The organism is Acinetobacter larvae, from assembly GCF_001704115.1.
In the GTDB taxonomy this organism is placed as follows: domain Bacteria; phylum Pseudomonadota; class Gammaproteobacteria; order Pseudomonadales; family Moraxellaceae; genus Acinetobacter; species Acinetobacter larvae.
The window spans coordinates 215,694-239,145 of record NZ_CP016895.1 but is presented as its reverse complement, the minus strand read 5'-3'; the positions used below and the strand labels follow the sequence as shown (position 1 = coordinate 239,145).

At 42.0% G+C, this 23,452-nt stretch carries 21 protein-coding genes and 1 pseudogene; 5 read left to right on the top strand and 17 right to left on the bottom strand.

Going from position 1 to position 23,452, the window contains the following annotated elements:
* The first annotated feature begins 27 nt into the window (after nt 1-27).
* Nucleotides 28-645, top strand: a complete 618-nt coding sequence (gene coaE / locus BFG52_RS00995) for a dephospho-CoA kinase (RefSeq protein ID WP_067551389.1) — start codon at nt 28-30, stop codon at nt 643-645.
* A 30-nt stretch (nt 646-675) separates the two neighbouring features.
* On the opposite strand, the gene BFG52_RS00990 is transcribed toward coaE, so the two are convergent.
* The 3 genes from BFG52_RS00990 to ppnP all read right to left on the bottom strand — a co-directional run bounded on the left by BFG52_RS00990 (nt 676) and on the right by ppnP (nt 2,949).
* Nucleotides 676-1,662: a DMT family transporter gene (locus BFG52_RS00990; protein ID WP_067551386.1), complete on the bottom strand. Its 987-nt coding sequence runs from the start codon at nt 1,660-1,662 to the stop codon at nt 676-678.
* A 58-nt stretch (nt 1,663-1,720) separates the two neighbouring features.
* Nucleotides 1,721-2,470, bottom strand: a complete 750-nt coding sequence (gene rlmB / locus BFG52_RS00985; RefSeq protein WP_067551383.1) for a 23S rRNA (guanosine(2251)-2'-O)-methyltransferase RlmB — start codon at nt 2,468-2,470, stop codon at nt 1,721-1,723.
* Between the two features lie 155 nt (nt 2,471-2,625).
* A complete protein-coding gene (gene ppnP, locus BFG52_RS00980; protein WP_067551380.1) occupies nt 2,626-2,949 on the bottom strand; it encodes a pyrimidine/purine nucleoside phosphorylase in 324 nt (107 codons plus the stop codon).
* A gap of 459 nt (nt 2,950-3,408) precedes the next feature.
* Between ppnP and recN the strand changes: the two genes are divergently transcribed.
* Nucleotides 3,409-5,070 carry a DNA repair protein RecN gene (recN, locus tag BFG52_RS00975; protein WP_067551377.1) on the top strand — a complete coding sequence of 554 codons (1,662 nt, stop codon included), beginning with the start codon at nt 3,409-3,411 and terminating at the stop codon, nt 5,068-5,070.
* 191 nt (nt 5,071-5,261) lie between these two features.
* Here recN and BFG52_RS00970 read toward each other — a convergent pair whose 3' ends face one another.
* The 5 genes from BFG52_RS00970 to BFG52_RS00950 all read right to left on the bottom strand — a co-directional run bounded on the left by BFG52_RS00970 (nt 5,262) and on the right by BFG52_RS00950 (nt 10,002).
* Nucleotides 5,262-6,524, bottom strand: a complete 1,263-nt coding sequence (locus BFG52_RS00970) for a hypothetical protein (protein WP_157758055.1) — start codon at nt 6,522-6,524, stop codon at nt 5,262-5,264.
* A gap of 458 nt (nt 6,525-6,982) precedes the next feature.
* A complete protein-coding gene (locus tag BFG52_RS00965) occupies nt 6,983-7,834 on the bottom strand; it encodes a cysteine ABC transporter substrate-binding protein (RefSeq protein ID WP_067551371.1) in 852 nt (283 codons plus the stop codon).
* 120 nt (nt 7,835-7,954) lie between these two features.
* On the bottom strand, nt 7,955-8,683 hold the full coding sequence (locus tag BFG52_RS00960; RefSeq protein WP_067551369.1) for an amino acid ABC transporter ATP-binding protein: 729 nt from the start codon (nt 8,681-8,683) through the stop codon (nt 7,955-7,957).
* Nucleotide 8,684: 1 nt separating this feature from the next.
* Nucleotides 8,685-9,353, bottom strand: coding sequence for an amino acid ABC transporter permease (locus tag BFG52_RS00955; RefSeq protein ID WP_067551366.1), 669 nt, complete (start codon nt 9,351-9,353; stop codon nt 8,685-8,687).
* The gene (locus tag BFG52_RS00950; protein WP_067551363.1) at nt 9,343-10,002 is read right to left on the bottom strand and encodes an amino acid ABC transporter permease; all 660 of its coding nucleotides are present in this window, start codon (nt 10,000-10,002) and stop codon (nt 9,343-9,345) included. Before BFG52_RS00950 ends, BFG52_RS00955 begins: the two co-directional genes overlap by 11 nt.
* Before the next feature lie 760 nt (nt 10,003-10,762).
* Between BFG52_RS00950 and BFG52_RS00945 the strand changes: the two genes are divergently transcribed.
* Both BFG52_RS00945 and ruvX read left to right on the top strand, forming a co-directional pair.
* Nucleotides 10,763-11,317, top strand: coding sequence for a YqgE/AlgH family protein (locus BFG52_RS00945; protein ID WP_067551360.1), 555 nt, complete (start codon nt 10,763-10,765; stop codon nt 11,315-11,317).
* 136 nt (nt 11,318-11,453) lie between these two features.
* Nucleotides 11,454-11,915, top strand: a complete 462-nt coding sequence (gene ruvX, locus BFG52_RS00940; RefSeq protein WP_067551357.1) for a Holliday junction resolvase RuvX — start codon at nt 11,454-11,456, stop codon at nt 11,913-11,915.
* Here ruvX and BFG52_RS00935 read toward each other — a convergent pair.
* The 3 genes and pseudogenes from BFG52_RS00935 to BFG52_RS00925 all read right to left on the bottom strand — a co-directional run.
* Complete coding sequence (locus tag BFG52_RS00935) at nt 11,912-12,928, bottom strand: HlyD family secretion protein (protein WP_067551354.1); 1,017 nt, start codon at nt 12,926-12,928, stop codon at nt 11,912-11,914. The two genes, ruvX and BFG52_RS00935, sit on opposite strands and share 4 nt — an antisense overlap.
* An 87-nt stretch (nt 12,929-13,015) precedes the next feature.
* Nucleotides 13,016-13,222: a DUF1656 domain-containing protein gene (locus BFG52_RS00930; protein WP_067551351.1), complete on the bottom strand. Its 207-nt coding sequence runs from the start codon at nt 13,220-13,222 to the stop codon at nt 13,016-13,018.
* A 103-nt stretch (nt 13,223-13,325) separates the two neighbouring features.
* Nucleotides 13,326-15,401 (bottom strand): annotated as a pseudogene (locus tag BFG52_RS00925) (FUSC family protein); the annotation flags it as partial.
* Nucleotides 15,402-16,136: 735 nt separating this feature from the next.
* On the opposite strand from BFG52_RS00925, the gene BFG52_RS00920 reads away from it, so the two are divergent.
* On the top strand, nt 16,137-16,994 hold the full coding sequence (locus BFG52_RS00920; RefSeq protein ID WP_081408585.1) for an IclR family transcriptional regulator: 858 nt from the start codon (nt 16,137-16,139) through the stop codon (nt 16,992-16,994).
* Between the two features lie 114 nt (nt 16,995-17,108).
* Here BFG52_RS00920 and BFG52_RS00915 read toward each other — a convergent pair whose 3' ends face one another.
* The 6 genes from BFG52_RS00915 to BFG52_RS00890 form a co-directional block, all read right to left on the bottom strand.
* Nucleotides 17,109-18,104 carry a Csu type fimbrial protein gene (locus BFG52_RS00915; RefSeq protein ID WP_067551345.1) on the bottom strand — a complete coding sequence of 332 codons (996 nt, stop codon included), beginning with the start codon at nt 18,102-18,104 and terminating at the stop codon, nt 17,109-17,111.
* Nucleotides 18,101-20,635 carry a fimbria/pilus outer membrane usher protein gene (locus BFG52_RS00910; RefSeq protein WP_228703792.1) on the bottom strand — a complete coding sequence of 845 codons (2,535 nt, stop codon included), beginning with the start codon at nt 20,633-20,635 and terminating at the stop codon, nt 18,101-18,103. Before BFG52_RS00910 ends, BFG52_RS00915 begins: the two co-directional genes overlap by 4 nt.
* 2 nt (nt 20,636-20,637) lie before the next feature.
* Nucleotides 20,638-21,483 (bottom strand): fimbrial biogenesis chaperone, encoded by an 846-nt coding sequence (locus BFG52_RS00905; RefSeq protein ID WP_081408584.1) that lies wholly within the window; start codon nt 21,481-21,483, stop codon nt 20,638-20,640.
* 4 nt (nt 21,484-21,487) lie between these two features.
* A complete protein-coding gene (locus BFG52_RS00900; RefSeq protein ID WP_081408583.1) occupies nt 21,488-21,997 on the bottom strand; it encodes a Csu type fimbrial protein in 510 nt (169 codons plus the stop codon).
* A gap of 9 nt (nt 21,998-22,006) precedes the next feature.
* On the bottom strand, nt 22,007-22,558 hold the full coding sequence (locus BFG52_RS00895) for a spore coat protein U domain-containing protein (RefSeq protein ID WP_067551342.1): 552 nt from the start codon (nt 22,556-22,558) through the stop codon (nt 22,007-22,009).
* An 80-nt stretch (nt 22,559-22,638) separates the two neighbouring features.
* Entirely contained in the window at nt 22,639-23,175 is a 537-nt protein-coding gene (locus tag BFG52_RS00890; protein ID WP_067551339.1) for a Csu type fimbrial protein, read from the bottom strand.
* Nucleotides 23,176-23,452: the final 277 nt, after the last annotated feature.

Here is a 23,452-nt window from a genome sequence, read left to right as displayed (position 1 = left end):
TCAACAGCAAAAGTTTAGGAAAGTTTTATGCAGTTTATTGTCGGTTTAACCGGTGGTATCGGAAGTGGCAAAACAGTTGCCAGCGATTGGTTTGCGCAGCAAGGTATTGTCATTGTCGATGCCGATGTGGTGGCCCATCAAGTCGTCGCTGCGGGTCAACCGCTACTGGCGCAGATTCAACAACACTTTGGTGCTTGGGTCATCAATCAAGCAGGTGAGCTAGACCGCCGCGCCTTACGTGAACATATTTTCAATGATCCCAGCGCAAAACAACAACTTGAAGCCATAACGCATCCTGCTATTCGCGCGGAAATTTTAAAACAATTACAGGCTGCACAAAGCCCCTATGTGATTTTAGTTTCACCCTTATTGTTTGAAACAGGACAGCACCAACTGACGCAACGTAATGTACTGATTGATGCCACAACTGAGCTACAGCGACAACGCGCCAGTCAACGAGATCAACAAAGCCACGCACAGATTGAAAAAATTATTGCCACTCAAATGCCGCGCCAGCATAAGCAACAACATGCCGATGACATTGTGCTCAATGATGGTGATCTCAGTCATTTATATCAACAGCTTGCTACATTGCATCAGCAATATTTGCAATATGCCCAGCAAGCAACACAGCCGCCGCAATAAAACCATCTTAGGACTCACTTAGAGAGCAGTTTATTCTTGGTGTTCTTGCGGTTTTTCTTGCTGCTTTGCTGACTGTTGCGGCTGGTGCTGGTGTTGTTCTCGTTGTCGTTGCTTCGCCAATGATCGGCTTAGACTATCCTGGCGCCCAATCCAACGCCAAGGCTGTAGCGCTCCTATTGCCATACCAATCAAACCGGACACAATAGCCATATTGAGCGGTTCATTCAGCAGCGGAACAGCCACCAAAGCCGCAATAAATGGTGCCAAGGTTACAATACTACCCGCCTTAAAAGCCCCTAGACGCTTAATCGCCTCCACATAACTTAAGGTCGCAATCATCACCACCATGATGCCGTGAAATAGCGTTTGCACAACAAGATGAATAGACTCGGCATCGCTTAAATGTTTAGGAATAAAAAGGAGATATAAGGGGATATAGATGATCGCAGACCAAATTGCCACTCCCGTCATGGCATGCCATGCAGTGATTTGCCATTGTCGTAAAAGGACAGTAAAAATACCCCAGAGGATAGCGCTAATAAAAAACAAACCATCCCCCAAACTAAAGGCAACACCCGTCATCTGGTACATTAAATAACTCATCACAGCGATGGCACTGAGCATGATCAACAAACTTAACCAAGTATCTCGACCAAAAGGATATTTAAACAGCACATATCCGGCCACTGCGGTACACAGTGGCACACAACCATTGAGAAAGATTGCTGCATGAGCAGCAGGAACATATTGAAAAGCACTATAACAAGTCAAACAATATGCCACGCCCCCTACCATTGCCAACACAAAGGGCTGTTTGTTTTGCCATAAAAAAGCAATATCTTTTTTAATGCATAAAATCGGCAATAAAATACAAAATGCTAAACCAAAGCGCAGCGCGGTAATGTCCCAAGCACTAATATGCCACATCGCATTTAAGCGCGAAGTGATGGTGAAACCGCCCCAAATCAACATCGTGATGGTCACGAAGAGATAGCCCTGGTTCCGGGTGCTTAACATGTTCTTTCTCGTATTGGCTAAAAATAATGCATGAATCAATCAATAAAAAGGTACAAGCTTATGAGAGCTGGCGCTGACGCTGTGCCTCATACAACGCCATCCCCGTTGCCACACTCACATTGAGACTTTGGAGCTGACCTGCCATCGGAATATAAACCGTTTGGTCACACTGTGATTGAGTAATAGGGCGAATGCCAGTATCTTCAGCCCCCATCACGACCACGAGGCCACCCGTTAAATCACACTGATGAATGGGCAAAGCGTGCTCATCCAGCATGGTGCCGACCACACGCAATAGGTATTGCTCACGCACATGCGCCAAAGTCCGCGCCAAGTTAGTGACTTGAATAAACTTCACTTTCTCTGCACCACCTGCTGCGACTTTGCGTGCAGTGGGTGTCAAACTGGCAGAACGATCTCGCGGCACAATCACTGCCTGCACCCCCATCGCTGCCGCAGTACGGATGCAGGCACCTAAATTATGCGGATCTGTTATTTGGTCCAAAGCCAGTAGTAAAACCTGTGAATTGGCATCCAGCAGTTGGTCCAAGTCTTTTTCATTTAAAGTTGGATGTGGACGCACGGCAGCCACGACCCCTTGGTGAAAAGGCAACCCAGCCAATTTTTCTAAACTGTCACGACTGGCTTTTTGCACACTAATCCCAAAGGGTTCAGCCAACTGCAAGATGTGTTGCAAACGTTGATCGTCACGACCTTTCAAGGTAAACAAGGTCAAAACGCGTTCTGGCTCAAGTTCTAATAATGATTCTACAGCGTGTACGCCATAATAATATTCAGCTTTTGCCATGCATGACCTCGGTTTATCAATCAGAAATACAGCAATAAAGAAAATGAAAAATCCTGCAAAGCCAGCTTTACAGGATTTTATCTGTAGCCATTTTACCTGAAACTACAGCTGAAATGTTGGTGAATTGGTCATAGCTGATCAGATCAATCGTGACCTTAGCCTTCCAGATGGCAAACGTAATCTAGCACGTCATCACTCTCGATGGTAAAGGTACTATTGCCGGGTACATAAAAGGATTGCCCAGCACGGAATAGTTCATCTTCTGCACTGTCGGCGATTTTGACACGGCATTCACCAGAAATAATTTCCATGCGCTCAGGTACATGGGTCTCAAAACGCAGTGGTTGATTGGTCGGTAAAATCACTCCCAAGGTTTTTTTCGTGCCATCTTCAAATTGAACGGTATGACTAACACACAATCCACCAAAATAGACATTAGACTTTTTAATTACAGAAACGTGATCAAACTGTGATGACATGCGTATTCTCCAGATAATGCGCACTTATTTAAATTATGATGCTGCTAGTTTACATGTTGGTCACTAAATGAATCAATCAATTCACCAACTTTCGCAATTAACAGGCATTATTCAGCAAATAGCAATGTTTGCTCACCCATTTTGTAAACATTGCCAATTAAAACTCAAACACAACATATTATCCGATGTAACAGGCACATATAATGACATTTTTTGACGACTTGAGAGATCGTCAGTATTTTGTTTGTTCACACAAAAGAGCCTTTTTATGTGATATTTAATTGGAAACTTAGGTCGGCAATAGTGGGAATCTACCCGCTGTTCGTGTTATTTTAACACGATAAAAATAGGGTTTGTTGATCACAGTAAGATCAAGCGCCCTACAAAAGTGATGCTAGGTATTAAGCCCTAGATCCACCTAATCACCTTGAAGTTTGTGGCTTTCGTGCGGATGCTTTTATGCTGACACATTTAAATCTAATCAATTTTGCATTAGCAGATCATTTGGCTTTAGACATTGAGTCAGGCTTCAATGTCCTGACTGGCGAAACAGGTGCGGGTAAATCCTTATTACTCGATGCCCTTTCAGCTTGTCTTGGAGAACGGACTGACAGTAATTATGTACGTTATGGTGCAGACAAGGCTGACATTACCGCCGTATTTAGCTATCAAGCGACCAGTCCTGAAGCCCAGTGGCTGAATCTACATGAACTCAATGATGATACGGGTGAAATCCATTTACGCCGTGTAATTTTTGCGACCGGTCGTAGTAAAGCATGGATTAATGGTCGACCAAGCAGTTTGGCTGAACTCAAAGAAATTGGTCGACTCTTGGTTCAACTCTATAGCCAACATAGCCAACAACAGTTATTAGACCCCCCTTATCCAAGACGTTGGCTGGACCTGTATTGTGGCTTTGCTGAACCAGCCAAACGTGTGCGTGAAGCCTATAGTCTTTGGCAAAAAACCATTCGCCAACATCAAGCAGCCATTGCCGCACAAGCCAGCCGCTTACAGCGTATCGAAACCCTACAACTACAACTTGAAGAATTAGAAGATGTTATAGCAATCAACTACAGTGAGATTGAGCAAGAATTCGATCAACTCAGTCATCATGAAAGCATTATGCAAGATTGTAGTTATAGCCTGAATGCGCTAGAAGAAGCTGAACCGAATATCAGCCAAGAAATATCGTCTATTATTCGTCGTCTCGAAAGCCATGCTGGTCGTAGCCAACAACTAGCAGACATTCATGCGGCATTACTCAATGCGCAAAGTGAACTCGACGATGCCACCGCACAGCTCAGACAATATATCGATCGACAAAGCTTTGACCCAGAGCGTATGGAAGAACTAAACTCTGAGCTAGAAGTATTTCACCGTCTCGCACGTAAGTACCGTGTGCAACCAGAGGATCTGCTTGGACAATCTCAACAATGGCAACAAGAACTTGAGCAATTACAAGCCTTAGAAGACCCAGAAACACTGGCTGAACTGGTCGCTCAGACCGAGCAAAACTTCCTAACCGAAGCAACACAGCTTGATAATATCCGCCGTGAACACGCCATACCGCTAGCCAAACAATTGACCGAACAAGTCAAACTCTTGGCTCTACCCGAAGCACATTTTGAGTTTCGTTTTGAACCGCTAGATGAACCCAATGCTGAAGGGCTGAGTACCATTCAGCTGCTGTTTAGTGCCAATAAAGGCATTCCAGCACAACCTTTGGCAAAAGTTGCCTCTGGTGGTGAGCTATCCAGGATTGCTCTGGTTATGCAAGTCATGAATGCTGAAAAAACCGAAGCGGAAGTGTTGGTTTTTGACGAAATCGATGTTGGGATCAGTGGTGGTACGGCCGAAACCGTCGGGCGATTATTAGCAGACTTAGCGCAGCATGTGCAAATTCTTTGTATTACCCATCAAGCACAAGTTGCCGCACAAGCTGACCAGCATTTATTGGTGAAAAAACAACAAACTGACCCAGCGAGCAGCACTATTCTATGTTTAGCAGAAGCAGAGCAAATACTTGAATTGGCGCGCATGAGCGGTGGTTTGGAAATTAATGAAACCACCCTACAACACGCCAAACAACTGCGGCAGATTAAGTTTCAGAAAACATAATTGCTTCAAGCTGAATTAAAGAGCGCCATCGATTATAACCAGATGATCGAGGCGCTAGGGCTTAGCCTCAAATATATGTTCAATACAAGCATGCAATGGGCAACAACTTTAGAAAGTTTTCCCAATTCATGAAAGATCATGGCGCTTTATGTTGCTGTATTCCCCGTTTAAAACGGAGTATTGCATTCACGCTAATCTATCGTTCTGGAATACAATTTCCCTCGTTTATAAGCCCAAGCCTTATTGCTTTCAGGATCAAAATAATTGCCTTGCAGCCAACGACCTTCCTTTTCTTCACGCCAGTTTTTCCCGCCATCATGACTGATAAAGGCGATATCATCATAAGAACCTATACCGACTTCTTTCATGCCAATGATATAGAGTAGATTATCTTTACCTTGGAAGAATGCCCCTAATAAATATTTTTTACCAAAATCATGATCCAGAGTAATTCTATTTTGATCTAATACAATAAAATGTGAGTTCTTAAACTCCATACTGGTATGATATCTCTCAAAACCATAAACTTCTGTTAATAAATAGAATTTATTCTCTCCTGCCAGCTTAATATCAGTCACGAATTGGTTTTCTACAGTTGCAACGGGCTGTAAGCTATTTAAATCAACTAAGTTTGCATCCCAAGGAACAGCATAAATAATACTTTTTCCTTTACCCTTCACCGCTTTGTCATGGACAAAACACGATAAATACAAAGTTTTTGTTTTTTGATCAAAATAAAATGCATCCCAATCATAAGACACATGCGGTCTATCTGCTCGATCTTTGGTTTGAATTAACTGAAATTCTTTGGGTATTTTTATCTTTTTCCAAGTTTCAGCGCCATCGTCTGTACGCCATAGCGTTCGATCACTCCCTAAACCATAACCATATACACCCGTCGAATCAAATAATATCTGCTTTATTGAATTGGTCGAATTCCATGGCATGGCTTTAAAATTGCTTCCGCCATCAATGGATTTATATAAATTATAAAAATATATTTTTCTGTCATAATTGGGATCATTTGTTGGAACAACAGTCGCTATTTTATAATCTAAGAACTCCGTGGAAATATATATCGTTTTTTTATCATCAGAAATAGATAAAGAACTATTTTGAGATTGCTTGGAAAAAATTTTTTCGACTGGCTGATTATTAAATCCACGATAGAGCTCTGTATAAACACGATTAGACAACTCACTGACATCTCTCATCCAATCTTCGGCATAAACGCTATCGAGATAGTTTCCATCTTGATCACGAATATCTTTAAATGTAATTTTTTCTTGTCGATTTACTAAAAAATAAACCCGATCATCATAAACATTGAGTAAACCACCATCGAGCCCATCAATATTATTTGTAAACTCACGTTCAGAATCCCACTGATAGGTACAACCCATTATTGGGAAAAAGCAAAGCAACATAGACGCATAAAAAAGTTTTTTTACCATGATACATATTCACTAAATTTCTGAGCGGCATGGACTATATGTGTAGCAACTTTAGAAAATTTTTCCCAATGCATTGACTCCATTTCAGTGTCAAATCATCTAATATAAAATAGGATTCTTTCACAATTAAATCATTTGTATTTAAATACAATATGATAGCTTTGGTCACAAACATTTAGGCAATTAAACCGAATATTAATAAAGTAAGTCCTTAAGTTTTTTAAAATCAATAAGCCCCCCTCTTATACAATATTAAAAGCTTATTATTTGTTATTTGCTTGAAGAGCAATATTGGCTGAATGATCGAGATTACTCAATACGCTCGACTCTTATCGAAATACAGAAGAAGTAACTTGAGAGAATTAACTACAACAATATTGAGGTATCCACGCGCAGCTGCATAGATACCGATGACCTTTGGTTTAGGTCGGAGAGAATGTTAAATGCTGGCTAACAGCTTATTCAACCAATAAATCTTTCGGTGCAATACTGCTGCCATATACTGGTTTTAACGTTTTTTCATAGGCTTTTTCAATTTCACCGGATTGAGCCAAACGTTCTAAATCTTGATTTAACCAATCGAGTAATTCTTTATCACCTTTTTTCACCGCTGGTGCAATCAAGTCATGTTCGCCCAATTGTGGAATACTCACGGTATAGTTTGGATTTTGATTAGCCCATGCCAAAACCAAGAGATTGTCATGCGCCAAAGCAGCCCCACGACCATCTTTTAACGCAGCAAAAGTTTCTGTATTTTGCTCATATTTTTGTAGGCGGATATCTGGATAATTCTTGGTAAAATAAGTATCGGCGGTGGTGCCTTTATTGACCAATAAAACCTTGTCTTTTAACTGTGATACATCAGTAATCGGCTGGTCTTTCGGAGAAACCACACCCAAAGAGACTTTAAGATAAGGTTTGGCAAAATCTACCGCCTGTTGACGCTCTGGGGTAATGGTGAAATTGGCAAAAATAATATCTACTTTATTTGACTTGAGGTATTCAACACGGTTGGCCGCCTCTGTTAAAACAAACTCGACTTTATTTTCATCGCCCAATAAATCTTTGGCAACCTGTTTGGCAATTTCTACATCAAAGCCTTGGTTTTTACCTTGTTCATCCAAATAACCAAATGGTGGTTTATCACTAAATACCCCTATACGCACCACACCATTCTTTTTAATCTGTTCGATGCTTGAGCTGGCTTGTGTGTCAGCTTTGTCTTTATCTGCACTTGGTTGGCAAGCCGTTAATCCCAAGGCAACAACTGCTGCAGCACACCCAGATATAAATTGATGCTTAATACCCATATTTTATCCTTTGCTTATCTAAAATGTTGAAAGCCAACTGCTGATGAACCGACTCAAACCTATTTCAGCGTTATCGATATTCAATGAAGAACGCATAAATAAACTGTTGCAATCGTTCAGTTAATAATCCAGCATATTTAAGAAACTACGTGCCCGTTCGGTTTTAGGCTGCGTAAAAAACTGTTCAGGCGATGATTCTTCTATAATCTTACCTTGGTCCATAAAAATAATGCGGTCAGCCACTTTACGGGCAAAAGACATTTCATGTGTAACAATCAACATGGTCATCCCCTCTTTGGCCAATTGTAAGACCACGTCCAACACTTCGCGCACCATTTCTGGATCTAAAGCCGCGGTAATTTCATCCAATAATAACACCTGTGGTTGCATCACCAAGGCACGGACAATAGCAATACGCTGTTTTTGCCCACCCGATAACTGACGTGGATAGGCTTGTTTACGTTCATACAAACCAACACGTTTTAATAGGATATCGGCATAACGCTCTGCTTCAGCACGAGATTTTTTTTGCACATGTACAGGACCGAGCAAAATATTATCGATCACATTCATGTGACCAAATAACTCATAATTTTGAAAGACCATACCAATCAGCTGACGCGCTTTGACCCAGGCTAAATTACGCCCCAGCTCACCCTGACCATTTAAGATGATTTTTCCACCTTGAATCGGCTCTAAACCATTAATACAACGCAATAAGGTGCTTTTACCACAGCCAGATGGACCCAGAATAACCACCACCTCGCCCTGTTGTATGTCTAAATTGATGCCTTGTAAAATACGGGTTTCTGCAAAAGATTTCTGTAATTCTTGTATAGACAATAACACCTTAGTTCTCCCATTTCTGTTCTAGATACTGCGCCAAACGTGATAAGGGATAACACAGCAAGAAATACAGTATAAAAATAAAGCCATAAATCCAAAGCGCAGCATCAGGCACTGTCAGTAAGGCATTTTCAATAATCTGTTGCCCCACTTTAATGACCTCGACCACGCCTATAAGCATTGCCAATGCACTGGTTTTCACCATCCGAGTAAATAGATTTATAGCGCTGGGCATCACGCGTTTAAAGCTCTGTGGGAAAATAATCCGTAGCATGGTTTGCGGTGGGGTTAAACCCAAGGCATAGGCTGATTCATATTGGTGGCGGTCTATAGAACGAATGGCTGCACGAACTAAATCACCCATTTCTGCCGTCCCCCACAATACAAAAACCACAATACAAACCATTTCGGCAGGTAATTGCCAGTTAAACCATGTGGCAAAACCAAAATAAAAAATAAATAGCCACACCAAAATCGGAATAATCCGCACAGCTTCTAAATAAAGTCGGCACACGCTACGAATCCATAAAGATTTCGCGCACATTAATACCCCAAAGAGGCTACCCAATAACGCCGACAAGACCACCGAAATTGCAGCAATACGCGCAGTCACCCAAAGCCCTGTCAAGAGGCGTTCAATATGACTCGCTTGGAATAGATATTCAAACGCCATGACTCACCTTACGACTACGATATTCGAAATAACTGATTAAAATAGAAATGGGCAATAGAATAACCAGATAAGACATCACCAGTAAAAATAAAGCTTCATTGGTTTTATAATCCATACCAATCAAATCTTTGGTCAAGAATAATAATTCTACAATCGCAATTGCACTGAGGACTGAGCTTTCTTTAATCAGAAATAAACAGTTTGCCCCGAGTGCTGGAATGGAAACAGCCAAAGCTTGAGGGAAAATTACCCGATGAAAAATTTGTATGGGGCTTAAACCTATACTTTTAGCGGCATCAATCTGCCCAGCACGAACTGATTGTAAGCCCGCGCGAAAGGCTTCTGCCATATAACTGCCACCTAAGAAAGTTAAACCAATAATCCCGCAACTAAAGCCATCAAGTTTGATGCCTAATTTAGGTAAACCGTAATATAAAAAGAAGAGCTGAATCAGTAAGGGGGTATTACGTGACAGCTCAATATAGCACTGCACGATTTTATCGAGTACTTTGACACGATAGGTCACTACGATACTGCAGCATAAGCCCACCAGCATTGCCAAGATAATACTGATTGCTGAAATTTTTAATGTCATCACCGTTGCAGAAAAAAACTGCGGTAACACACTAGAGATATATTGCCAATCCAAAATCAAAGTCCACGTTGATGTTGTGAGGATATTAAATACAGTTTTGCACTGTATGAATATGTAATTTTTACGATTATCTCGAAAAGACACAAATAATTAAATGGGAAAAGCTATACACAATTTGCGGTGCACGACATTCTGAATTAAAAGTCCCTATAAAATAATGCATATTTTAACGCAGCCGAGCAATGCAGCAATTTTTAATTCCAAAAGCAATTATTTAGTCTCGAACACAATATACTTCATCTACTTTTGGACATGCTCTTTTTTGTGTCAATCCTCACTGTATCGCCATGACCGACTTTGATCTATCGCCCGAATGACAGTACTTTGGCATCGGATGCTAGACCCAACCGACGCAATACTAAGCGATAGCGCGTCTATTCCCCCTCAATAACAGCACATTGCTGACACAATTTAGCCCAAAGCAATAACTCAATTTCCCTAAGCGCCAAGCAGATCACCACATTGTTGTTGCATTGCAGATTTTAGCAAGGCATGAGATAGTGATCATCCATAAGCGCATAAATGACCCGGCACGACCGCTATACCCAAGACTGGTTTTGACTAAAATAATCGGAGCTATTCAATAAACATATGATTTCAGTTATGGTAATCACCTCACACTGTGCTAAAAAATGTGCGAAAAACAGAATATTCCGTATTGTATGTCTGGGGCAGCGAACACAATCATACGCCTGTGTTTGGCAACCACAGCATCAACACAGTGCCGCAAATTATTTCTAGGAGCTCAGCTTAGGTGACTAAACACTATTTAACCCATCGTTGCCTGATTGCCCCACCTAATTTAGTCGATGATTTTTTTTCCAACACTGTCGTGTATTTGGCAAGACATGATGAAGATGGCGCTCAGGGCATTATCATCAATCGACCTTCTGGCATTCAGGTCAAGGAATTATTGCATGATCTTGATATCAATGCAGACCACGTCAACCCACACGAAGTTTTACAGGGTGGGCCGCTCAATCCAGAAGCGGGCTTTGTGTTACATACAGGTCAACCGACTTGGCACTCTTCTATTGCGATTGGTGAAAACCTTTGTATTACCACCAGCAAGGATATTTTAGATGCCATTGCGCAAAACCAAGGCGTCGGTCGTTATCAAATTGCGCTCGGCTATGCCAGTTGGGGCAAAAAACAACTTGAGGCAGAAATTGCACGGGGAGACTGGCTGATTTGCGAGTCCGATATGGACCTTATTTTTGATCTGCCCTATGATGCACGCTGGGATGCAGCCTACCGTAAAATCGGTATTGATCCCATCTGGTTATCTCCCGATATCGGGCATGCCTAAAGCATTGCCCCTGCCAGCCATCAGCCAGCGCTCATGGATATCTCTGAGCGCTGTATGGTGAATGGCGAAATGCTTTCGCTTTACCTGCACCGTTAAACGCTTATCTTTTAAACGCTTTGATAGATAGACCCACGCTATGTCAGATTCTACACCACCTCTTCGCCCTGCCATCGACAAACTCATGGCTTTTGATTTTGGCACCCAAAAAATGGGTGTTGCCGTGGGGGCTTGCTTGATTGAAAGTGCTACACCTTTGGCACTGCTGAGCATGAAAGATGGTATTCCAAACTGGGAACAGTTGCTGAAACTGATTGCAGCACATCAACCCGACCTGCTTTTGGTTGGGCTGCCGCTCAATATGGATGATAGTGAATCTGAGCTTTCACAACGGGCCCGTAAATTTGCACGGCGTGTAGCACACCACAGTAAAATTCCAGCCTATATGGTTGATGAGCGCCTCAGTACCCGTGAAGCGCGTGACCAATTAGAACATTATCAAACTCAAGGACGAGCCAAAAAATTAAGCGCAGATAGCATGGCTGCGGCACTGTTGATCGAGAGCTGGTATCGCGATCCACAGCAGATTATGACAGCTTAACGAGTCGTCTTTTGGGCTTCAACAATATGTACCGTTGCGGTACGCCCTGCAACAAAAGCCAAAGTATTGTGTGGCATTTCATCTAAAGTAATTTTAACAGGAACACGTTGTGCCAGACGTACCCAGTTAAATGTTGGGTTTACATTGGCCAATAAGCCTGATGCAACGCTTCTTTCACGATCTTCAATCCCCGAGGCAATACCTTGCACATGCCCTTTGATTTTTTGTGAATCGCCCATGAGCTGTACGGTTGCGGGGTCACCTAAATGGATGCGATTAAGTTTAGTTTCTTCAAAATACCCCACCACATAGAGCTGTTTACGATCAATCAAGGCGGCTACACCTTGCCCCACTTTGACATAGTTACCTACCCGTAAGTCAAAATTGGATAACGTACCATCTGCTGGGGCAAGCACGGCAGAACGTTGTAAATTCAGCTGTGCCAAATCCAAGCGACTTTGTGCCACGGCAATTGCCGCTTGCTGCTGTTCAATATTGGCTTCAGCTTGCTGAATCGCTGCTTTGAGTTGTAGATGTTCGGCATGGCTTTGATCACGCGCAGCCAAGACTTGATCGCGTTCCTGTTTGGAAATAGCACCATCTATCAATGAGGTATAGCGCGCTGCATTACGATCTGCCAAAGCAATATTGGTTTCAGATTTCAATACATTGGCTTTGGCTTGACTGAGTGCAGCTTGTGCTTGAGCCAAAGCTGATTTGGCTTGCAACACATCGGCACGGGCTTGCTCAACATCAAGTGCCTGACGGGCTACATCTATTTTAAAGAGCACCTGACCTTTCTTGACTTGCTGGTTATCCTGTACCAAAACCTCCGTCACCAAACCCGACACATCGGAAGATACTTGCATGACATCACCACGCACACGACCATCCCGTGTCCACGGCGCAGCATTATAATAATTCCATAAGTGCACAACACTATAAATGGCAATGAGTGCGACCACTGCCAAGATAAGCGGTCGAATCATTCTTTTTACATCAAGCTGTCTCATGTCTACTACCCTCTCAAAGCGCTCTGCTGAGCCATGCTAAACTCCAACTGCCCTAAACCCTAAATCCTAAAATCTAAAATCTAAAATCTAAATTCCAAAGAATAAAAATATGCCGTGTACCAACATGACCAGCATGATATAGACGCATAAATTAAATAAACTCGGCAATATGACCCAGCCCGAGGCAATCAAAAACTGCCACACAGGACCCAACACGCGATACAACACATAGGCTAAAATCGCCTGCAATAACAAGGTGGGAATATAAATATCGTAAAAATTAAACTCACCCATTGGCCTGATCCTTATTCTCTGTTGCCTGCGGCAATGCAGTTGCTTTCTCCAAGACCTCAGTTCGGGTCAGCATCGCCGACTGCATCGCCTCGCGTGTCATTGCCATAAAATCTTGATCAAAATGGCAGAGACTGTAGGCAATATTATTTAAAGAGATTTGCCAGCGTTGCTGCACGCTAAGATCTTCAATACCTGCGACTTCAAGCGCCAAAGCCGTTAACTGCTGTTGTAACTGTTGCTGCATATGGTCACTGGCATGCAGTTGTTGCGCTTGCTGGGTAAATAACTGCTGCAATTGTTGTTTCAGTTGCCGCATCAATTCACGCATGCGCGCACTACTCTGACGCGCATGGGTCAACTCATCTAATCGGGTAAAATCCACCAAAGCACTACATTCATACAGTGCATGTCGAATAGCCTGCTGTACTGCTGGTTGTTGCACCATTTTGCTGTTTAAGACCCCAACACGATCTAACATGCTACGCAAATGCACTTTAAAATCTGCACCATAACTCAGTCCCAAAGCCTGACGTAAAGCACGATAATGCAATGCCAAGATTCGCCTTGCACTCTGATCGGGTGACATCGCACGGACCAAGTCAATAACAATCAAAGACACCATCACCCCAACCAACATAGCCATGGTGGTATCTAAATAAGTCACGGCATCCATGCGATAACTATTATGTAAATTTAGCCCCATCATGGTATTAATACCCAATACCATGCCTATCGGCATAAGCATTTGATCGGTCATCATCGACACCGAAATCAAAACCAATGGCAATAACACCAAAGCCAGCTGCCAAAATGCCGTAATGTGTGGAAATACCCCAAAGGCATAAATAAAGACCAAAATACCAGACACAATACTGCCCCATAAAAAGATCTTTAGGACGGGGACTGGATTATCTAAAGCAGTTAAAATACACGCGGTGATTGCCCCCATTTGCGCCATCATATAACCGGTTTTCCAACCCGATAAAATCCAGATCGCAGTCACAATAAAAGTCGTCATCACCGCACTAATTCCCCCACGAATCGCCACCCCATGATCGCGGTGTAAACTCGGATAGTGCGTTGTCAGCGGGGTAATTTGCGTAGGAATGTTTTTATCCCCAGCCTGAATATGCTGCCAGATCACTTTAACCGCCAACACATTACTCATAAAATGCCGCACATCCATTTGGATGGCAGCCAATAACACCTGATCTTCAGCCGGTGCTGTAGCAATTAATTGTTGAAATTGTTCATTATAATTTTCTGGTAACGCCAAGATATCATCATTGTGCAAAAGTGCTGGTGCTTTTAAAAAGCTTAGAACCTGCTGACAAATCTGTGTTAAAGCGGTGGCATAGGGTTGGCTATCGCCCTGTTGCAATTGCTGTACCCTTTCGAACATCGCAACCAAATTGGCCACCACCATGGAAATCTGATGCAACATCTCTTGCAAGGGTTTGGTCATGCCTTTGAGATCGCCTTTCTCATAACTCAAATGCACCGCCAAAGCATGAATCTCGGTGGTATCGCGGGTAATTTGTGCCAGAATCTGCGCGGGTTTTTCCTTCGCATGTTGCGCTAACGCGGCACTGTCTTGCAACACATTGGCAAATAAACGCTCGATATCACCCAATGCTTTGGTCACACGCAGGCGAATGGCACTCCCGATATGTACAGGAAAAATAGTGGCCGAGACCACGGCTGAAGCAATCACACCAATCGAAATCTCAAGCACCCGAGCCAAAGCCAAATCAAAAATACTATATTGATCGATAAAAGTTACTGCGTTATAGACAATCATAGCCGTAGAATAACCAGCCAACATAAACACATAACTACGTGGTGTACGATCTAATAAAGACACGTATAACGCAAAGCCAACCCACAAGGACAAAATAATATTAAAAAGCCAAGGGGTATTAATAAAATGTGGGGTTAATACAATCGCCACAATCGCACCCGCCAAGGTCCCGATTAAACGATAAACACATTTTGAGGACACCATCCCCGAATAAGGGCTGGCAATAATTAATACCGTACCAATGGACCACATTGGATTGATTAAATCCAATTCAAAAGAGGCGAATAATGCCAACATGCCAGCCAAAAAAGTTTTAGCAGCAAAGATTAAAGCCATCGTTGACGGTCTAAAATTGAGCAGATGCTTAAACAATGTCATTGCTCCAGCCACGATACCTTATAAATGCACCTCTTACATTGCGACAGCTCAAATCCTGCGTCACCTTCTCTCACCTCTTCATCCCGCTTTGGAAACAGCGCGATTCACTTGCTGGATACCTCAGCACCAACTGACTACATGTCAGCAGATATCGACTTATCTTGAATGGTTGGTCGATCTGGCAATCTTTATGCCGAGCCACAAAGCGATGTGCCAAGCCACACATGATTGATTGTGCGCATTTTGCAAAAACGGCAACAACAAAGCCCTACTGATAACAGAATCAATAGCAACCATTAAAAAGATATAAAATTCAAAAGTTTGTCATAGATTTCATGATCGCTATTACACCACCTCCTCAATAACAATGAGGCATGGTCATAATCTGGCTTGATGAAATGCTATGCAGTCGTGATGATTGTTCGATGTCAAAATATAAGTATCAGCCTAAATATTTTGCACAACCAACAAACACTAAAGTCATATATAGATATTTGCTTGATGATTTTTTCAAAATAAAAGCATATAGTCAATAGTTAATATCTTATTTTGATAATACGTCTATTATTTTGAGATATTTTCTCTTTTAGCCAATACTGCCATATCTCAGCACTTTATTTTAAGATAAGATTGCTGAAGTCGCTTTGCATCTGTGCATGCAATGCACATACATTTAGATCAGCGAAAGAAGCTTCTCTTATCATTCTATACCGCATATTTAGAGATTGATCATCTATGGCGCTTTCTAGTTTTGGTAAAATCCTTACCGTTCTTAATTTATATTCCACCTCAAGACCGGTCATTCATGTGGATATTATCGCTGAAGAGTTAGGTCTCTCTCGGCCAACCAGTTATCGCTATCTCAAAGAACTGGTCGCTGCCGATTTATTACAGCGTATTGGTGGTACATCGGGTGATTATGTACTCGGACCTAAAATCGCTGTATTAGATTATATTTCACGTACCACCGACCCGATGGTAGAAATCAGTGCGCCTTTTATGAAAGAGATTGCCGAGCGCACTGAATTATGTTGTTTACTGACTTTTCTCAATCGGGATTATTGCCTCGACATACATCATGAAGTTTTAAATAACGTGCGTTTATTTTCCTATGGTCGCGGCTGCCCACGCCCCGTCTATATGGGGGCTTCACCAAAAATGATTATGGCGCATTTGCATAAAAGCAAAATTGTGGACTATTACCAACGTTATGCCCAACAATTACAAGAATTAGGCTTTGCCGAAGATGAGCAGCACTTTGTGCAGCAATTGAAAAAAATTAAAAAACAAGCTTATGTATTATCACGTGGTGAGATTGACCCCAATGTGTACGGACTTGCTGTCCCCATTCATTTTTCCAACAAAGATGCGCCTTTGGCCTTAACTGTGGTCGCCAGTAAGAACCGTTTTGAGTATTTAAATATTGAAAAACTAGTTCAAACTTTGCAGCAATATGCCGCACAGATAGAAAAGCAATTTCAAGATTTCTCTGCTAACTCCAGCTTTACCGCAGCGCATTCCGCTACAGGCGAGAACAACGAAGATCCAGCATCAAGACAAGCGCACATGGACCATTCTTCCGAACAAAATTAAATTCTTGCAGCAAAAGGACTTGGCAAAAAACAGTATAGAAAAAAGCAGTATAAATGACGGCTTCAAATCACTTATACTGCAAGACTGCACGGCACTTCTATTTAACATTGCACGTTAAAATTTTACTTCAATGCTAATATTATCGTTATAGTCACCGGCAGGGAGTTGACTGTTATCCCCTTCCAAAATCTTAGCCACAAAGTCATAACGCTGTTGTGCCAAACCATCATAAATCGCAGCATTGGCACTGGCATCTTGACTAAGCCATCTTTCCTGACCAGCACTGCCCCAACGTGCTGTAGTGTTGCCCTTATAAAGTTCATAGCCCATATAATTCGAACCACTACGCATATTACGGCGATTATTCTTGTAATTTTGACCATCGCTCAAGCCCACACTATAGGGCGTACTGCTAGAACAACGCACGCCCACAGAGCTTTTCACCGGTTGTAGCATATGGGCAAAAGGTGCTGTACCAAAATTCACGTCATTGCTCACAATGCGACAATCTTTCGTCACTGTGATCTTGATATTCACCGTTGACTCCACACCCGAGCCCCAATCCTTCACAATATTGAATGCACCACGTTTAAAACCCGGACTTTCATGAAAAAACCCCAGCCCAGCCGCGGCGAATGCTGGTACCGAATAATACCACTGCACACGAAAAGGAGATGACGCGACATAGTTGCCCGGGCGAATCGACTGCCCTGCTGGCACATTGACAAAGAATTTCACGGAGTTATTCGGTCCAGTAAACAGGTTAATCCAACCATATTCACTGAGCACAACACCACTAAAAAACTGGACCGGATTTTTTTTGATATCCAGAATATCGATCTTCATAGATGCCGCGATGCTCTCATCCCACAAACGCAAAGGCATATCATGCACTTCATATTTTATATGGATATCATTTAAAGCACCCAATCCCGTACAGGACAAACCGGAGTTAAATGGCGCATCTGCCAGCCCTTCATCATGGAGCTTAATCGATGGTGTAGCTTCCAGAACTACAGTATCACTTTGACTTTGCTTACATTCAGCCCAAGCACTCAGCGGCAATACTGCAGTACCGCATAGCCCAATTATGCAATATATATTCTTCATGGCTGCTCCTTACGGCACAAGACACCTTTCACCACAACAATCTCTTGCGCAGCTTGCTGCACATCGATATCAAAACTTGCGTGACAAATTTCACCCTGAGGCTGTTGTACGCTAATGGCGTTATGATGTTGTAAATCTTCTAAATAAACGATGCCATCCATACCGACATACCGTGATTCCTGTGCAGCACGATGCACCAATGCACCTATGGCGATCGGTTGCCCAGCTTGATCCTGTAAATAAACATTGGCAGATAGAGAATGATGAATAGGAAAATCCACCACAATGCCTGAACCACGTTGTGCGACCACGCGTTGCTCGGTACGTGCGGCATTAAAATTAGAATTGAGATCTAAGGGGTCGATACGATACTTGGCACTATAGTAGGGGGTTACAGAGGGTACAAAAACATAACCACGGCGATTACTACGACCAATATAACTATTCTCATAATAAACGGGGACATCGGCAACGCCATGGGTATCGACCAAACTAAATGATTCACCCAATTGATTTGCGGCAAATAAGCCCTGTTTACTCAACAAGAGACCACCAGACAAGCCCAACCAATAACGATAATCCTGATCAATGCCTGAGAGACCAAAGTCACTGTTAAAATATGCGTTACGATAGCGTATACGTGCTTGGTTTAAATCATCTTGCTCATGGTTGAAGCGTCGACTGATTTCAAAACCAAAGCCACCACCAGAGGGTACGTTACGGTTATAGTTGATATAGCCAGAACGCGTAGAATAATCTTTATAATAACCAGAACTTAAATTACTATTCTGTTTAAAGAGCGGGATCGAAAGTTGAATGGCGGCACTCCACTGATGGGTCATCAAATCATGACCAGCACTCACAGAAACCATCAACCCTTGCAATGCGCTAGGGAGAAGCGGCGCCCAAGACATATTGAGTAATTTATTTTTATAATCACTGACAGCTGTTTGAATATACCCCAGCCCAAAGGTCCCAGAACGATTCGTCGAGACATAGCTCTGTGCAGTATAGGTATCCTGACTGTTGACGGAGATGAGATCGTTATATCCTAAGCCAGATAAATCACTAAAATTTTCATTGCGATGGCGATGCGCAAAACTAAAACCAAAACGATTGCGATTGTATTGATAGGCCACAGTATATTGGTGACCTTGTGCTGCAACCTCGTCATGCCGCACCTTGTCATCAACATGACTCAGACTATATGCTGCGCTCAATATCCCATAATTCCATAAACGCAACATTGACCCCAAACCAGCCACTTGAATATCACGAGAATATTCTGCTCGCCCTTCTAGGGTCCAAAAGTTATTTAAGCCATAACGTGCATCAAATGAACTTACAAATTGTCCATAATCAAAATCACGTCGTGCATAATTTTCTCTGAGCTTCCCAGCACTAAATGCATAATCCAATAAACCCTTTTTCAATAAGTTATTGGATACATAAAAAGGTACTGTCGTAGAGACTTGGCGACCTAATTGGTCTGTCGTCACAATCACGGCATCGCCACGCCCCGACACAAAGGGCAGACTATTAATCACAAAAGGACCAGACTGAACATGGCTTTGCTGAGCCGTTTGACCATTAATAATCAGGTCTACACTACTGGGTAAACTGGCTTGTCCTGTAAACTGCGGCAAAGGATAAGTGATTAAATCTGGGCGCGTACCATAATCACGACGGATCTGTATTCCCCCCAAACGAATAGCCGATCCCCAGCTATTTTTACTGGCAGAGATCACATCGCCGATCAACCATGAGGTCGCGGAAGGTTGATGATCATATTGCCAATAGGTGTCATAGCGGCGATAACCATTGTCTTGCTGCAGTTTCTGTCCATCTATACTATATTGCTGCTGGTTATGCGTGTATAAACCCGTATTTTTCACAATACCAAATTTAGAAAACAGCCGTTGTTCCAATAACACATTGCTGTTATAGCGATCATTCTCATCACGGGTCATATAAAAATCATAGTTATTGAGCAGACCAAAACTAGACTGTGCTTGCTCAGCTTGGTACCAGGAATCACGTCCTAACATTTGTGTTGGCAGCCATGCGGCGGGAAGTTCAAGCAACAAACTTTGTTGGCTCGCAGCATAATCCATTTTCAGCTCAGGCATCTTTTTCAGATTCAACCAATCTTCAACCTGATTGCTCAACCCCAAAAGTAAGATATCCTGATAACTTAAACCGTCAACCTCATTGACTGACTCTACTGTGGAGTTAGACCCTGTGCTAGGGAGCAATGCCGTAGCATCAAACTGTATACCCAACTGCTGTAAGGCTTTTTTCTCAATATAAAAATCATCACCTTTAACGATGACAGGAATAATTTTTTGCGTTGCTGTGTCATTTACAACCAAGCTTAAATATAGTTTAAAAATTTGATTTAAATCGGCTTCGCTGCGCGGTGGTGGCGGTAATTCACCCGCATAAACCACTGCTGTCAGCCCAGTAACAGCGCAGAGTAAGCCGAGGCAACAGCATCGCAGCTGCTGCCACATAAAATAAGAGCGTAACATTTTTATTTTCCGGCGGGGGTCAAATCAATGGTGACTGCGGATGCACCTGAGGTATCTACAGCATATAACTGCTTTGCTTGTCTGATTTGTTGTAAGTATTTCGAGGGAATGGTAAATTTCATGCTGCTATGCGGCAGAATATAACCCAAAGACAAGCCCTCCAATGCTGTAGCAGCTTGATCTCGCTCAAACTTCAATGCGGTAATGCGTGCAAATTTAGCCCCATTATTTTCAATCAACAGTTCACTTTGCCCATCTCGGTCATCCAGTAAACGGTAGCTTAAAATCGGTTTGGCGAATGCATGCTGACTATTTTCTTTGCTGCTTTTTTCGGTTAAACCGCTGCCCAAACCCGCACCATAACTAAACAATGGAATGGAATAACGCATTTGAAAACTCAGTTGAGAATTTTGCTGCGCATTGTCCTGATCAAGTTTAATCGGCAGTTCATCTACAATAATGCGATATGCATTTTCAGTTTGATCTTGCACTGGCTTGGTTCGCGTAATACGCAACATACTGCGCTCACCCGCTTTGATTTTAGCGACTGGTGGGCTGCTGATAATGTCTGATTGTTGTTGATAACTATCGTCATAATCTTGTTGTTGCCAGGCAAAAACACGAATTTGCACCAAGGCATCGCGATCGCCAGTATTTTCCAACCAAACTGCTGTCGCCTTTTCATCATTTTCAATTTTTGGATAAATTGGCCAAATTAAAAATGTCGCCTGTGCATATAACAACTGGCTGCTCAACAAAGTACATAACAGCGAGATGGCAGCTAAAATAAATAATCGATGAAAATTTTGCTTAAGGTTTAGATTTAGATTTAAAAATTGATTCAACATATTGTCACCACGCTATCGTTATTGCGACATTGTCTTGATAAAGTCCAGCGATATTTGATCGCGTACTATTGGCCAAATCCACCACGGCAAAAATAGAGAATTGCAGCAAGTTGCCATTTGAGCTACTTCGTTCTAAACGAATATTTTGGTTGGCAACATATGCTTGCTGATGTGCGCTATCTTGATATAACGCATATGGAATATAAGCCTGTGCTACGCTATGCTTCATTCGACGCCAACCAGCTGAAGCATACTCACCTGCATCTAAACTAATTTTGACGGGTATTTTTTCAGTACACTGAATATTCCATGTATCGAGCGCATTGCTCAATTGGGCATCAACCAGATCATTTGACAATGCCGCATAACGTCCAAAATTGAGTTGTTGTGAAGTGCTTCCGATTGAGCAGCCGCGTGCGATCTTGGCACTGACTTTAAAATTAGCCTGTGTTTCAGCCATACTTGTGCTTGATATCAAAACTAAAATACTGATAAAACCCCACTGCTGTAGCATCACGATTTCCTAAAATTTAATCGTCATTGGAATAAGGTCTGTATAATTACCCCGAGAAACCATCTGATTGGGTGCTAACTCAACTTGCCCATACAATTGCAAATAAAATATTTTCTGATCATTCGGTAAATGAATGGCTTGTTGTGGCTTAATCACCTGTTTATCCGAACCATGTAATAGGTTATAAGCAATAAAATGTTGACCATTTGACATGGCATGAAAATAATTATTTTTCATTTGTGCCGGAATATGCTGATCATTTTGACCCGCACCAAATGTCACGCTCAGCAAGGTCTGATCACTACACTCAATTTTGATGCGATTTAAATAGTCATTTTTTAAAGTTGCTTGAAGAGCACCACGATGGTTTAACGCCATATCGCCAAAGTTAATCTCACCCCAATGTATTCCACTATGATCTTGTGCATAGTGCTGATCATTAATTTTGCATGATGGTAATAATTCAATTTGGCTTGTTAGATTCGCCTTTAACTCTGCGGCGTGATTATGCCCCATCGCCATAACCACCGCAGCCAATAGAAAATATCGTCCGAACCGCATAATAAAACCTCAGCTTATTGATGGAATATGACGCATCAATCGTCATATTCCACAGATCGTGATTTAAAAAATACGGTGTTTTAGAATGAGACACTCACCAAAAGCGTATCGGTATAAGTCCCCTGACTTTTACCTGCTAGCTCAGTTGGTGCAATCGAACCATAAATGGGAATTTCAGTTGCTGCACCGCTTTTTGCATTAAATTGCTGCGCATCATTGAGTCGATATTCATCACTACGTGCAGCATTGCGGTACACGTTATAGTGAATGGTATTGTCATCTGCAGCATTCTTCAGTTGGCGATCACCTCTTAATCCCCCATCAATCGCCACAGTAAATGCCACATCATCTGTTCCATCACATTTCACTGCAAGTTTACTCGCCTGTGCCGCAGCCGAAACTTCAGCCGTTAAAACGTTGGGGAGACTCGCTGAAGCTTTACCGAAATCCAAGTCGCCAAATTTATTAATACTGCCATTGACAGATGATCCATCAACACTACAGCCAGCTGAAACTTCCAGCTTAACCTCGACCTGACCCGTCACATTGGTCGCAAAAGCCGAGTTGATACTTAGTGCAAGTAAAACTGCAGCTGAAAGAGAATTTACAATGTTCATTTTTTAAATATTACCTGTTTTAGTGGTTAAAGAACTTTCGCAATTTAAACAAAAAATAACCGCAGAACAATAATTATTTTTACAAATAGATTTATTTTTTTAATTATACCTAATAATATTAAATAATAATACCTATATATTACAATGACTTATATTTAAAATTATCACAGCAAATCAATCTAAAATAATTTTGAAAAAATAATATACCAATAGGTAAATTAATTTTTTACCATTTGATAAATTAATATATTTAGTCAAACAAAGGATTATTTTAAAT

Bases quoted from the DNA above. Each gene is read 5' to 3' on its own strand.
- ppnP (WP_067551380.1), bottom strand. From the start codon at position 2,949: ATGTCATCACAGTTTGATCACGTTTCTGTAATTAAAAAGTCTAATGTC.
- BFG52_RS00955 (WP_067551366.1), bottom strand. From the start codon at position 9,353: ATGGCGTTTGAATATCTATTCCAAGCGAGTCATATTGAACGCCTCTTG.
- ruvX (WP_067551357.1), top strand. From the start codon at position 11,454: ATGTCAGATTCTACACCACCTCTTCGCCCTGCCATCGACAAACTCATG.
- recN (WP_067551377.1), top strand. From the start codon at position 3,409: ATGCTGACACATTTAAATCTAATCAATTTTGCATTAGCAGATCATTTG.
- BFG52_RS00990 (WP_067551386.1), bottom strand. From the start codon at position 1,662: ATGTTAAGCACCCGGAACCAGGGCTATCTCTTCGTGACCATCACGATG.
- BFG52_RS00890 (WP_067551339.1), bottom strand. From the start codon at position 23,175: ATGAACATTGTAAATTCTCTTTCAGCTGCAGTTTTACTTGCACTAAGT.
- BFG52_RS00900 (WP_081408583.1), bottom strand. From the start codon at position 21,997: ATGCTACAGCAGTGGGGTTTTATCAGTATTTTAGTTTTGATATCAAGC.
- BFG52_RS00905 (WP_081408584.1), bottom strand. From the start codon at position 21,483: ATGTTGAATCAATTTTTAAATCTAAATCTAAACCTTAAGCAAAATTTT.
- BFG52_RS00920 (WP_081408585.1), top strand. From the start codon at position 16,137: ATGGCGCTTTCTAGTTTTGGTAAAATCCTTACCGTTCTTAATTTATAT.
- BFG52_RS00910 (WP_228703792.1), bottom strand. From the start codon at position 20,635: ATGTTACGCTCTTATTTTATGTGGCAGCAGCTGCGATGCTGTTGCCTC.
- BFG52_RS00895 (WP_067551342.1), bottom strand. From the start codon at position 22,558: ATGCGGTTCGGACGATATTTTCTATTGGCTGCGGTGGTTATGGCGATG.
- BFG52_RS00930 (WP_067551351.1), bottom strand. From the start codon at position 13,222: ATGGGTGAGTTTAATTTTTACGATATTTATATTCCCACCTTGTTATTG.
- BFG52_RS00915 (WP_067551345.1), bottom strand. From the start codon at position 18,104: ATGAAGAATATATATTGCATAATTGGGCTATGCGGTACTGCAGTATTG.
- BFG52_RS00935 (WP_067551354.1), bottom strand. From the start codon at position 12,928: ATGAGACAGCTTGATGTAAAAAGAATGATTCGACCGCTTATCTTGGCA.
- BFG52_RS00965 (WP_067551371.1), bottom strand. From the start codon at position 7,834: ATGGGTATTAAGCATCAATTTATATCTGGGTGTGCTGCAGCAGTTGTT.
- coaE (WP_067551389.1), top strand. From the start codon at position 28: ATGCAGTTTATTGTCGGTTTAACCGGTGGTATCGGAAGTGGCAAAACA.
- rlmB (WP_067551383.1), bottom strand. From the start codon at position 2,470: ATGGCAAAAGCTGAATATTATTATGGCGTACACGCTGTAGAATCATTA.
- BFG52_RS00970 (WP_157758055.1), bottom strand. From the start codon at position 6,524: ATGGTAAAAAAACTTTTTTATGCGTCTATGTTGCTTTGCTTTTTCCCA.